The 12,504-nt window shown below is 64.5% G+C and carries 8 protein-coding genes; 1 reads left to right on the forward strand and 7 read right to left on the reverse strand.

Annotation, left to right across the window (positions count from 1 at the left end):
• The 7 genes from VGD20_RS09060 to VGD20_RS09090 form a co-directional block, all read right to left on the reverse strand.
• The coding region (locus VGD20_RS09060; protein WP_331134131.1) for a nitrate reductase at positions 1-2,536 on the reverse strand (2,536 nt) is incomplete at its 3' end.
• Positions 2,536-2,877, reverse strand: coding sequence for a nitrite reductase small subunit NirD (nirD, locus tag VGD20_RS09065; RefSeq protein ID WP_054587453.1), 342 nt, complete (start codon positions 2,875-2,877; stop codon positions 2,536-2,538). The genes nirD and VGD20_RS09060, both read right to left, overlap by 1 nt.
• Positions 2,874-5,369 (reverse strand): nitrite reductase large subunit NirB, encoded by a 2,496-nt coding sequence (nirB, locus tag VGD20_RS09070; RefSeq protein ID WP_331134132.1) that lies wholly within the window; start codon positions 5,367-5,369, stop codon positions 2,874-2,876. Before nirB ends, nirD begins: the two co-directional genes overlap by 4 nt.
• Positions 5,369-6,571 (reverse strand): hypothetical protein, encoded by a 1,203-nt coding sequence (locus VGD20_RS09075; protein ID WP_331134133.1) that lies wholly within the window; start codon positions 6,569-6,571, stop codon positions 5,369-5,371. The genes nirB and VGD20_RS09075 overlap by 1 nt, the downstream gene beginning before the upstream one ends.
• A gap of 4 nt (positions 6,572-6,575) precedes the next feature.
• Positions 6,576-7,808 (reverse strand): nitrate/nitrite transporter, encoded by a 1,233-nt coding sequence (locus VGD20_RS09080; RefSeq protein WP_136172890.1) that lies wholly within the window; start codon positions 7,806-7,808, stop codon positions 6,576-6,578.
• A gap of 261 nt (positions 7,809-8,069) precedes the next feature.
• Positions 8,070-9,281 carry a CmpA/NrtA family ABC transporter substrate-binding protein gene (locus VGD20_RS09085; RefSeq protein WP_136172891.1) on the reverse strand — a complete coding sequence of 404 codons (1,212 nt, stop codon included), beginning with the start codon at positions 9,279-9,281 and terminating at the stop codon, positions 8,070-8,072.
• Positions 9,278-9,859 carry an ANTAR domain-containing response regulator gene (locus VGD20_RS09090; RefSeq protein WP_136172892.1) on the reverse strand — a complete coding sequence of 194 codons (582 nt, stop codon included), beginning with the start codon at positions 9,857-9,859 and terminating at the stop codon, positions 9,278-9,280. The genes VGD20_RS09085 and VGD20_RS09090 overlap by 4 nt, the downstream gene beginning before the upstream one ends.
• 659 nt (positions 9,860-10,518) lie before the next feature.
• Between VGD20_RS09090 and VGD20_RS09095 the strand changes: the two genes are divergently transcribed.
• Positions 10,519-12,504: TonB-dependent receptor (locus VGD20_RS09095; protein WP_331134134.1), on the forward strand; the 1,986-nt coding region annotated here is incomplete at its 3' end.

Here is a 12,504-nt window from a genome sequence, read left to right on the forward strand (position 1 = left end):
AGTTGGTACCTGCGCCCAGCGCCGCGCCGATAGCCGCGACGTCGGCTAGCTTCTGGTCGCGGATCGCGGCGGTGATCGATTTCAGGCCGACGTCGAAGCAGACGCAGATGACCGGGCCGCGGTCGGCCTGTATGCCGGGCGCTCGGCCTGCGAGCAGCGTCGGCGCGACCGTCGGTGCAGCCAGTTGCGCGATCAGCCAGTCGCGCGGTGGCAGTTCGCCGCTTTCGGTGACGAAGAGTGCGCCCGTGAGGCGATCGTTCGCGACGATGGCGACGCGGCGCGTGCCCCGGGCCGCATCCTGCGCCTCGATGCGCTCGCCCTTGGGGAGCAGGGCTTCGATGGCTTTGAGGTCGCCATTGCCCGCGAGCTCCCAAAGGACCCCGGACGGCACCGCGACGCGCGTCGCCCATAGACAGCGCGGCGTGTCGGCAAGCTCGCTGGCCAGGAGCAGGAAGCCGCGCCATTTGGGGGTGACGGCGGCGATCGACGCCGGGGTGCGCTTGAAGCCCGGCTGGCCCGACACGGGGTCGACGAGCGGGCGCGGAAGCAGCCCGGTTCGCCCGCCGCTCGACGTGCGGTCGGACCAGTGTATCGGTACGAATAGCTCGCCGGGGCGCTGGCCGGCGTGGAAGGCGACGCGGTAGAGGCTGTCGCCCTGCGGGGTTTCGACGCGTGCGAGGTCGCCGTCGGCGAGTCCCAGACGCGCGCCATCATCAGGGTGGATCTCGACGAGCGGCTCCTCGCGGTGGCGCGCGAGCTTGGGGGCCAAGCCGGTGCGCGTCATCGTGTGCCATTGGTCGCGGTAGCGCCCCGTGTTGAGCGTCAGCGGCCATTTGGCGAGCGGTTCGGGAAGGACCTTTTGCACGACGGAGACGAGGCGCGCGCGGTGGTCCTCGGTCGAAAAACGCCCGTCAGCGAAAGGATGGTCGCCGCCCCAGCGAAACGGCTCCATCGCGTCATAGGCGCCGTTGCCGCCCAGCGCTGCGCCCGGCAGCGCGAACAGTCGGGCACCGTCGTTATCGTAATTCGAAAGCCGGCAATGCTCGCGCCAGATGTCAGCGGGGCGGTCGTAGGCGAAGGCGGTTTTCCACCCCATCCGCCGCCCGATCTCCTTGACGATCCACCAGTCGGGCATCGCCTCGCCGGGGAGAGGGAAGAGTGCGCGCTGGCGGCTGATCGTGCGATCGCTATTGGTCACGGTACCATCCTTCTCGCCCCAGGCTGCGGCGGGCAGCCGGACATGCGCGAAGGCGCCGGTGTCAGTCTTTTCGATCACGTCGCTGACGACGACGAAGGGGCAGGACTTCAGCGCCTCGCGCACCGCATTGCCGTCGGGCATAGATACGGCGGGGTTGGTAGCCATCACCCACAAGGCCTTGATCCGGCCTTCGCCGACGCCACGGAACAGGTCGACGGCCTTGAGGCCTGGTTTCTCCGCCATCGTCGGCGACGCCCAGAAACGCTGGACGCGATCGCGGTTGTCGGGCGCGAAATCCATATGCGCGGCGAGGGTCGAGGCGAGTCCGCCGACCTCGCGGCCGCCCATGGCATTGGGCTGGCCGGTGATTGAGAAGGGCGCGGCGCCGGTCTTGCCGATGCGCCCCGTCGCGAGATGGACGTTTAGGATCGCATTGACCTGATCGGTGCCGGCGGTCGCCTGATTGACGCCCTGACTGAACAGCGTGACGGTGCGCGGCGTGGCAGCGAACAGCTCATAGAAACGCCTGAGGTCGGCAGCCGGCACTTCACATGTCCGTGCCACCGACCACAGGTCGTTCCCCTCTCCAAGCTCGTTCCAGAAATTCTGCGGAACCGCGACATGCGCGGCGAGATAGGCCTCGTCGACCACGCCGGCTTCGCGGCAGTGCTCAAGCAGGCCGTTCATGAGCGCGACGTCGCTGCCGGGGCGGATCGCGAGGTGGATATCGGCTTCCTCGGCGGTCTCGGTCCGCCGCGGGTCGATGACGACCAGCTTCGCGCCCGCCTCGCAGCGCGCGCGGATGCGCTGATAGACGATCGGATGACACCAGGCGGTGTTCGATCCGACGAGGACGAACAGGTCGGCGGCTTCGAGATCGTCATAGGTCGCGGGAACGACATCCTCGCCGAACGCGCGGGTGTGCCCCGCGACGGCGCTCGACATGCAGAGCCGCGAGTTGGTGTCGATGTTCGCGGTGCCAATGAAGCCCTTCATCAGCTTGTTCGCGACGTAATAATCCTCGGTGAGGAGCTGGCCCGAAACATAGAAGGCGACGCTGTTCGGGCCGTGACGCGCGATCGTCTCCTTGAAGCGCTTGGCCACGAGGTCTAGTGCCTTGTCCCAGCTCGCGCGCCTGTTGCCGATCATCGGGTGCAGCAGGCGGCCTTCGAGACCGACGGTTTCGCCCAGATGCGTGCCCTTCGAGCACAGCCTTCCGCGGTTCGCGGGATGATCGGGATCGCCCGCGATCTCTACCGCCCGTTTACCTGTCACTGTCGCGAGGATGCCGCAGCCGACGCCGCAATAGGCGCAAGTGGTGCGGACCGAGTCCGCCATCAGGCGGCCGCCTTCAGCGTGCTCGCGCGGCAGATGAGGACACGGCCGCCGTCGATCTTGACCGGGACGGTGGGGGTGCAGCCCTTGTCCTCGCCGAGCGCTTCGCCGGTCGACAGGCTGATCCGCCAGTTGTGGAGCGGGCAGGCGACCGCGCCGCCATGAACGATGCCTTGGCTCAGGCGCCCATGCTTGTGTGGACAGCGGTCCAGGAGGGCAAAGACCTTGCCCTCGGCGGTGCGGAACACCGCGATATCGTCGCCGCCTTCGACCTGCACGGTACGGCTGCCGCGCACCGGAATCTGATCAACCCAGCCAATGTCGAGCCATTCAGCGGTCGTCATGCCCCCATCTCCTCCAAAAATGCACGTTCCTGCGGGATGAAGCGCGCCATCGGTGCGTGATGTTCGGCCTCGGCGCCATCGGCGCGCTGCGCCCAGGGATCGTCCTGGCTGAAGCTTTGCGAATAGAGGAAGCGTGCGCGGAGCGCCTCGCGGCCCGCTGCGTCGTCGACGATCCGCCTCTTCACATATTCGACCCCGACGCGCTCGATCCACGGCGCGGTGCGTTCCAGATAGCGCGCCTCCTCGCGGTAGAGCTGGATGAAGGCGGCGCAAGTATCCATCGCCTCCTGCTCGGTCGCGACCTTGCAGAGCAGGTCGGTGGCGCGCACATGGATGCCGCCGTTACCGCCGACGTGGAGTTCGTACCCGCTGTCGACGCAGACGATGCCGAAATCCTTGATCGTCGCCTCGGCGCAGTTGCGCGGGCAGCCCGACACGGCGATCTTGAACTTGTGCGGCATCCAGCTGCCCCAGCTCATCCGCTCGACCTTGACGCCCAGACCCGTTGAATCCTGCGTGCCGAAGCGGCACCATTCGGACCCGACGCAGGTCTTCACCGTGCGCAGCGACTTGCCATAGGCGTGCCCCGACACCATCCCGGCGGCATTGAGGTCGGCCCAGACCGCAGGCAAATCCTCCTTCTTGATACCGAAGATGTCGAGCCGCTGGCCGCCGGTGACCTTGACCATCGGCGCATTGAACTTCTCGACGACATCGGCGATCGCGCGCAGCTCGGTCGGGTTGGTGAGCCCGCCCCACATGCGGGGGACGACAGAGTAAGTGCCGTCCTTCTGGATATTGGCGTGCATCCGCTCGTTGACGAAGCGGCTCTGCTGGTCGTCGACATAGTCGCCGGGCAGCGCGCAGAGCAGATAATAATTGAGCGCCGGGCGACACGACGAGCAGCCGTCTGGGGTCGTCCAGTGCAGCTTCTGCATTACTTCGGGAATAGAGCGCATGGCCTGCGCGACAATTTCGCGGCGGACGTCGTCGTGGCCGAAGCTCGTGCATTTGCACATCGTCTTCGGGCCCGACTGGACATCGTCGCCGAGTGTCAGCGCGAGCAGATTTTCGACGAGTCCGGTACACGAACCGCAGCTCGCCGATGCCTTGCAGGTGCTGCGCACGGCGTCGAGGCTGTGCGCACCCTTGGCGATGCACGACACGACCTGGCCCTTGGTGACGCCGTTGCAGCCGCATATCTCGGCATCGTCCGAGAGCGCCGCAACGGCCGCCTTAGGGTCCGCCGCGCCCCCTCCCGAGGCGAAGGCCTGGCCGAAGATCAGCAGGTCGCGCAGTTGCGACACGTCTTCCTGCTTCTTGAGCAGATCGAAATACCAGTTGCCATCCGCGGTATCGCCATAGAGCACCGCGCCGACGATGCGGTCGTCTCGGACGATCACCCGCTTATAGACGCCGCGGCTCGCGTCGCGCAGCACGATATCCTCGCACCCGTCTCCGCCCGAAAAATCGCCCGCCGAAAACACATCGATCCCCGACACCTTGAGCTTGGTCGAGGTGACCGAGCCGCGATATCCTGTCGGCTGTTCGACGAGCCCGTCGGCAAGGCTGCGGCACATGTCCCACAGCGGCGCAACAAGGCCGTAGACCTGCCCGTCATGCTCGACGCATTCGCCGACCGCGAGAACATGCGGGTCGCTGGTGACCATGTGGTCGTCGACCTGGATTCCGCGCCCGACGGCGAGGCCGGCGTCGCGAGCGAGGGCGACCGAGGGACGGATGCCCACCGCCATCACGACGAGGCTGGCGGGGATTAGCGTCCCGTCCTTGAGCCTCACCCCTTCGACCTTGGCGTCGCCGACGATCGCGGCGGTGTCGGCGCCGGTCAGGATCGTCTGGCCGCGGCCTTCCAATGCCTGCTTGAGCAGCCAGCCCGCTGCCTCGTCGAGCTGGCGCTCCATCAGCGTGGGCATCAGGTGGATAACGGTGACCTTCATGCCGCGGAGCGAAAGGCCGTGCGCCGCCTCGAGCCCGAGCAGCCCGCCGCCGATCACCACCGCGTCACCGCCGGCGTCGGCCGCCGCGAGCATCGTGTCGACATCGTCCATATCGCGAAATGCGATCACGCCGGGCAGGTCCTTGCCGGGGACCGGAATGATGAAGGGATCGGAGCCGGTTGCGATCAGCAGCCGGTCATAGCCTTCGGTTACGCCCCCGCGCGTCGTCACCGTTTTTGCGGCGCGGTCTATCGCGACTACCGGGTCGCCGGCGACGAGCGCGATGCCGTTCGCCGCATACCAGTCCGCGTCGTTGATCACGATATCGTCGAAGCATTTTTCGCCCGCGAGCACGGGGGAGAGCATGATGCGGTTGTAATTGACCCGCGGTTCGGCGCCAAAGATTGTCACACGGTAACGTGCCGGATCGCGCGCCAGCAGCTCCTCGACCGCGCGGCAACCGGCCATGCCGTTGCCGATCACGACGAGATGGTCGCGCGTGTCGCCCTCGGGTTTGAGCGGGCAATGTTCCATCAAAGCGTCCAATCCAGTTGTAGCCAATATTTATCGGTGTCGGTGGCGAGGGTGTCGGCGCGGTAGCGCGCGTAGCGCGCCGAGCCTGTGAATTTGCCGAGCTTCGCGCTCGCGAGAAGATTGAGCTCGTCGCCGTAAGAGCGCGAGGCGCGATCGCTGCGATAATCGTGATAGATCGCTTGCAGCGTCACCGCCTGAAATGCGCCGACGGCTTTCCAACTCCACCCCGCGCTTGCATACAGGTCGCGCACGCCGTCGGGCGGTGTGGTGAGGAATTTGTCGGCCCAGCCTTGAAATTTGAATGCCGTGGCGAGCGGCGTCTGGAAGCTGGTGAGCGCCCTGCTATCGCCGGCGCCGAGTATCTCGTACCCGACGCCGATCCGGGGGCCTCCAAAATCGACCGCGACGTCGGCGAGATAGTAATCCGCCGAATAGTCGTTCGGGTTGCGGTGCCAGTCGGACTGGCGCGCGTAGCTCAGCTGCCAGGCGACCCTCGCCTTGCCGAGTGGCTGGCTCCCGTCGAGCCGGACGCCATAGCTCTGGCTCGACAGGCGGAAGCCCTGCATCGCCGCCTCGTCCTGATCGACCAGATAGGCAAAGGTCGAAAACTTGCCGATCGGGGTTTGCGCGCACAGGTTGGCGAAGACATTGTCGCCCGACACCGCCTGTTGCCGCGCCCCGGTGCCGTCGATGCCCCAGATGGTGCGCACGCTCCACGCATAGGCGACATCTGCCTTGATGCCCTTGATCGGCGTGATCTCGGCGCGCACCGCGTCGAAGCTCTGCCCGTTCTGGCGGAACGACACCACGCCGACAAAGCGTTCGTCGTCGAGCGCGATCCGTTGCCTCCCCGCGGTGACTGCAACGGCGGGCGAGGCGTAGCGGAGCTGGGCGCGGGCGAGGGCGATATTTTCGGGATCGGCTACGAGCGGCCGCGTTGCGGCGCCGTGGAGCCCGTCGAAATACTCATCGGCGATCGCGAGATTGCCCTGGCCTTCGACGAGCACCGACCAGCGCCCGGCTTTCGCCTCGATCCCGGCACGGACGCGCAGGGTGAGCGCGTCGGTCTCGGCGGTGAGGCCGTCCTGGTCGACGCTCTCGTAGCGGAGCCGGGCTTCGCCGAGCGGCTTGAGGGTGACGTCCTGGGCGTGCGCCACCCCGGCCGGCGCGAGCGCCAGCAGGATGATGAGGGTGCGGGTCATGGCTTTAGATCCGCACGCCTTCAGCCGCACCCCAGGTCGCGCGCCACTGACCCTTGACGAAGATAAGCGCGACAAGCGCAACCACGGCAAGTCCCGCAAAGATGTAAAAGCCGGGAGCAAAGCTGCCGCTCCACTGTTTCGCGAAGCCGAGCGAGGAGGCGAGGTAGAAGCCGCCGACGCCGCCCGCCATTCCGACGAGCCCGGTCATCACCCCGATCTCGGCCGAGAAGCGCTGCGGAACGAGCTGGAAGACCGAGCCATTACCGGTGCCAAGCGCGAGCATCGCGATGACGAAAAGGCCGAGCGCAGCAGGCAGCGTATCGGCCTGCGGCACGCCCGCGAGCGCCAACGCGGCAACCACGAATACTGCCATCAGGGCGCGAACGCCGCCGATCCAGTCGGCAAGCGCGCCGCCCATCGGCCGCACCAGCGATCCGGCGAAGACGCAGGCCGCGGTGCAATAACCCGCCATCACCGGGGTGAGGTGGAACTGGTCGGTGAAATATATCGGCAGCGAAGCCGCGAGCCCGACAAAACCGCCGAAGGTCACCGAGTAGAAGGCCATCAGCCACCAGGCGTCGGCCGTCTTGAGCGGCTCGAAATAATGAGCCAGCTTCTTCGGCGCGGGCGCGTTCGGTGCGTCTTTCGCCATCGCGAGATAGACGAAGAAAACGATCGTCAGCGGTATACAGGCCAGCCCGAGCACCGCGTTCCAGCCGAACGCCTTGGCAAGACCGGGCGCGAAGAGCGCCGCGAGTACGGTTCCCGAATTGCCCATGCCGGCAAGGCCCATTGCCTTGCCCTGATGCTCGGGCGGATACCAGCGGCTTGCAAGCGGCAGCGCGATCGCGAAGCTGGCGCCGGCGAAGCCGAGGATGACCCCCAGCGCCAACGTGCCTGCAAAGCTGTAAACCCCCATAAACCAGGCCGTGAACAGTCCGGCGATCACGACCAGCTGGCTGATTGCGCCCGAACGCTTCGGCCCGATGCGGTCGACGAGCAGCCCGTTGACGACGCGCAGCAGGGCGCCGGCGAGCGTCGGAACGGCAACCATCAGCCCTTTCTGCGCGGGGGACAGCCCGAGGTCTTCGGAGATTGCGGGCGCCAGCGGCCCGAGGATGACCCACACCATGAAAGCGAGATCGAAATAGAGAAATGCTGCGACAAGCGTCGGCCAGTGACCGCTCGCCCAGAAGCCCGATTTGGGTGCCGAGGCGCCCGTGGTTGCAGTTGTCATCGTCCGTCCCCTTTTTGTGACGGGCAATAAAAAAAGCCGCCAGGACGGCGGCCACGCGGGCGCATCCTGACGGCTTCATCGCCTGTTGGATTACGGAGAAAGGCTCCCCGTGTGCCGCGCGGGCCAGCCCCCTCGTTGGAGCCGTCGCCGCTTTATCCTGCCCCGGCAGCCCTGCCGAGTGCAATTAAACTGCCTGATTCGCCACATCCGCGCAACCGGTTATTTCGCAGGTGCAGCATAAATTCTATCTGGGCCTAAAATCTAAGGAAGGTCAGAGAGATAGCCCTGTATATCGTCGGGATCGAAGGCGCGCCCGTCAAAAAAGCGGTCGCTGCCGAGGAGAAGACGGCCCTGTACTGACCCCGCGCCAAGCGGCGTGTCGATCCCGCCCTCCAGCTTTGAACTCGCGCCGGGGAGCGGCGCGCCTGATCCCGCCAGCGCCCCGCGATAGATGTCGGGACGGAACACTGCGGCCGCTGTAGCGGCGTCGGCGGCGGAATAGGGGATGTGGTCCCAACGAAGCATCTGCGAATAGAGCCACGCCGCCTGGCTGCGCCATGGGAAGTTCGCTGCTTCGCGGTGTTGGAACATGAAATCGGGATAATGGATCGGTTCACCGCCGGGCACGAGGCGGATGTGATCGGTGATCGCGCGCAGAACCGCATCACGCGGGGCGTCCAGATATTCCGGCCGCTCCAGTATCCGTGCGCTTTCGTCCGCAGTGCCGGGTTCGACGAAATGGGCGGCAGCGGCGTGGAGCGCGCGTAGCAGGGCCTCGACGGCGTCGCGCCGCTCCTCGACGACCGCTTCGCGCATCGCTAGCACCTTTTCGACGCCGCGGCGCCAGATTTGCGCGGTTGCGAGCGCGATATGGCCAACACCGCGTTCGACCGCGATCGAATTCCATGGTTCACCGACACAGATTCCGTCGACCTCACCTGCAGCGAGCGCATCGGCGGCGAAGGGTGGGCTGGTGACGACGATGTCGACATGGGTATCGGGACGGATTCCGACACCCGCGAGCCAGTATCGAAGCATGTAATTGTGGCTGGAATAGCGATGTACGACGCCGAAGCGCAGCGGCTTCCCGGCGATTTTCCGTTCCGCTGCCACGCGCTGCAGCGCCGCGCCGATAACCGTCGGGTCGCCCAGCGTTTCTCCAAGTCCGACATCCTGCGCGAGTTGGGTCGAAAAGGTCACCGCGTTTCCGTTGAGTCCCAGCACAAAGGGCACCGCCATCGGCACTGCGGGCCGGTCGCGGCCGAGCGCGGTCGCGATCGCCAGCGGCGCGATCATGTGCGCGGCGTCGGTGTGGCCATAGAGCAGCCGGTCTCGCACCGTTGCCCAGGTCATGTCGCGCACCAGTTCGATGTTGATGCCTTCGCGTGCCGCAAAGCCCAGTTCGTGCGCGAGGATCGGCAGGGCTGCATCGACGAGCGGCAGGAAGCCGATACGGAAGGTCTCGGCGCTCATTCGATATCTCCCAAGAGCGCGTCGCTCGTCACGATGGCTTCGGCAATCTCGGCAATGCGGCGGTTGGTGCTCATCGCCTGCCCGCGGAGCAACGCATAGGCTTCGGGCTCGTCGATCCGACGCCGTTTCATCAGGATCGCCTTGGCCCTGTCGATCACGGCCCGCTCGGCGAGGGCGTTCTTGGCATCGTCGAGCTCGCGTTGCAGCGACGAGAAGGCGTGGAAGCGGCGAACCGCAAGGTCGAGTACGGGCTTGATGCGTTGCTGCGAAAGACCGTCGACGACATAGGCGGAAACGCCCGCGTCGATCGCTGCGAAAGTGGCCTCGGTATTACTCTGATCGACGAACATCGCTATCGGCCGCGCCAGCGCGCGCGACATCGCGAAGAAATCTTCGAGCAGATCGCGGCTCGGGTTTTCGAGGTTGATGAGGACGACCTCGGGGGTCGCCGCCTCGATCTGTGCGACGAGCGGTCCAGCGGGATCGATGAGCACGAGATCATCGAGGCCGGCCTCGCGCAGGCCGTCGGAGATGATGGCGGCGCGCGTCGTGCTGGTGTCGATGATCGCGATCCTCATGATCGCGCCTTTACGCTGCAGCGCACAAATCTGCTAGCTGGTTTCTTATTTGCGCAGGTTTCAAGCCGGCAGATGGCCGCTTCTTGAAATTATCCTCCGAAAGCTGCCGGTCTCCAATCGGCCACACTGTGCCACGGGTCCAGCGGGCGCGAACCGGTTCATCTCCCGCTGCATCCGTCATTACGGCCTCGCGTGAAAAATTCGCTTACCAGATGAATGATCCGCGTCCGCCTGCGTCATCTCACTAGTCCGCGCTCAGGCGGACGGGAGGTGTTGCCATGAATGAGGCCGAAGAGCGGCAGACAAGTTGTCAACGAAGAAACGGCTGCAAAGCCTTGGCGTGCGGCCAGTTCTACTCTGCACGTGAGCGACCGCTCCGCCGAGGCCCGGCAAAGACTCGCTTTCATACGAAACCGTCCGCTCGCGCCGGTCTGCGACGGTGTGTTTCCGGTCGCTCCGGCCTTGGAGAGCAACGGCGAGGGTTAGGAATGACGCGCATCGTGATCGGCATTGTCCCCCGAAAGTTGCGCGGCGCGGTCATCGTCAACGCGCCCTCAGCCCAATAGCCTTTCGCCGTCAGCTGCCGCTGCGCTGGCCAACTACCAAGAAACGGATGGCCGAGTCCGGCCACATGGGAGAAGAAAATGGGAAAAATGAGGATGACGTATGCCGCGCCGACGAGTCGAAGGGGTGTGGCGAGGTCAACACGCCTGCTCGCTGGCGCAATGCTGGCAAGCACAATGCTCACATCAGCGGGGTTTGCCGCCGAAACGCCGGCTGCCGATTCCAGCGATGCCGCGGCGGTTCCTGACGATGTGGGCACGAACAACGACATTGTCGTGACCGCCGAGCGCCGCACAACGTCGTTGATGGAAGTTCCGATGGCGGTGCAGGTTACCTCGGGTGATGTGCTGAAGGATCTGAGAGTTACCAATGTCGCCGACCTCTCGACGGTCGTTCCGACCTTCAATGTGTCGCGGAGCTATCAGGGCGCCCCGCAGTTCAGTATCCGCGGCATGGCGTTCAATGCCGTGAACATGTCTTCGTCGCCGACGGTCACCGTTTATCAGAATGACGTCGCATTCGCTTATCCCTATCTGCTCAACGGTCCGATGTACGACATGCAGCGCGTGGAGGTGCTCAAGGGGCCGCAGGGTACGCTCTACGGCCGCAATACCACCGCCGGTCTGATCAACCTGATTCCGAATGGTCCGACAGACAGTTTCGAAGCGGGTTTTTCAGTCGATGTCGGCAATTACGACACAAAGAATCTCGAGGGCTACGTCAGCGGTCCGATTACCGATACGCTGAAATTTCGTCTGGCTGGGCGTATCGATGACAGTGGGAAGGGATGGCAAACCTATGCCGGACCCAAAAGCCTGATCGGACCGACAGGGCTCTATGCCAGCACCGATCCCAATTTCGAATGGATAAAGCCGCGTTCGGCCGGGGACTATCGTCTTGGCGAAGTTCACAGATTCGGCGCCAGGCTGGCGCTGTCCTGGGAGGCGACCTCTGATCTCGACGTCGATCTGGTCGCATCGATGTGGAAGAATAATTCGGATACGAAAGCTGCGCAGGCCTTCGCGCCCACTCCGAATTTGCGGCGCGGCGACACCAATTCGCTGAGCGCCGATGAAGTCATCTCGCCGTTTCAAGCCGGTCTCGTCCGCGCGCCCGGCCAAACCGAAACCACCACCTATTTCGACGCCTTCCAGTTTACGAATGGAAAGCAGGCCGGCTGGAACCCCGAAGCGTCGCGCTGTGCTGACGCGGGGACTACCATCGGCAAGGGTACAGGGCTATGCGGCGATCTTGACGAAGACAGCTTCTATTTCGGTGGATCATTAAAAATCGGTTATCAATTGTCGGAGGCGATCGAACTGACGTCGATCACCGGCTATAATAATCTGGATCGCAATTCGCTTCAGGACTCGAGCGGCGCGCCATTCGAATTGCTGATTCAGAATCCTGAGGGGAAGTTGAAGACTTTCTCGCAGGAATTGCGACTTGCAGGGGAAATTGGCCCGGTGCGCTGGACGGTCGGTGGCTATTACGGGCGTGATACTATCCGCGAGTCCATCCGGTCGTTGATCGGACAGAATGCCAGTGCCCGGGCCGTCCGGCGTTACTCACGCGCAGGGCGGATAAACTCCGTCATATTCCCGGGCAGCGACTATGCCGATTGGACGGCACCGGAACGGGCTGAGCTGGAAGCTAACATATTCCGCACATTAGTCGATGAGGGCGAGTGGAAGGTCATCACGAAGAGTATCTCGGGCAGCGCCGATTGGTCAATCACCGACCGGCTGACCTTTACGGCGGGTGCGCGCTATACATGGGATTCCAATAAGTTCGCAGGGTGCACCCGCGATTTCAACGGCAATACGGCGGCGGGCGTCAATACAGGAGTCTTCGCCATCATCGGCCTTCGCGGTACGATTGAAGACGGCGAAAAGCGGCCTTTGAACTACGCGCGCAATAATGAGTGCATTACGATGGTCAGTAGTACGCCAAACAATATTCGTGCTGAGGTCAACCGGCATCTCAAGGAGAATAATTTCGCTTGGCGCCTCGCGCTCAACTGGCGGCCGACGGACGATCTGAGTTTTTATGCATCGGCATCGAAGGGCGCCAAGTCGGGG

Source organism: Sphingopyxis sp. (genome assembly GCF_036402335.1).
In the GTDB taxonomy this organism is placed as follows: Bacteria; Pseudomonadota; Alphaproteobacteria; order Sphingomonadales; family Sphingomonadaceae; genus Sphingopyxis.

What these genes read in the sequence shown, in the direction of transcription:
- nirD (WP_054587453.1), bottom strand. Translation starts at nt 2,877, where the DNA reads ATGACGACCGCTGAATGGCTCGACATTGGCTGGGTTGATCAGATTCCG.
- nirB (WP_331134132.1), bottom strand. Translation starts at nt 5,369, where the DNA reads ATGGAACATTGCCCGCTCAAACCCGAGGGCGACACGCGCGACCATCTC.
- VGD20_RS09075 (WP_331134133.1), bottom strand. Translation starts at nt 6,571, where the DNA reads ATGACCCGCACCCTCATCATCCTGCTGGCGCTCGCGCCGGCCGGGGTG.
- VGD20_RS09080 (WP_136172890.1), bottom strand. Translation starts at nt 7,808, where the DNA reads ATGACAACTGCAACCACGGGCGCCTCGGCACCCAAATCGGGCTTCTGG.
- VGD20_RS09085 (WP_136172891.1), bottom strand. Translation starts at nt 9,281, where the DNA reads ATGAGCGCCGAGACCTTCCGTATCGGCTTCCTGCCGCTCGTCGATGCA.
- VGD20_RS09090 (WP_136172892.1), bottom strand. Translation starts at nt 9,859, where the DNA reads ATGAGGATCGCGATCATCGACACCAGCACGACGCGCGCCGCCATCATC.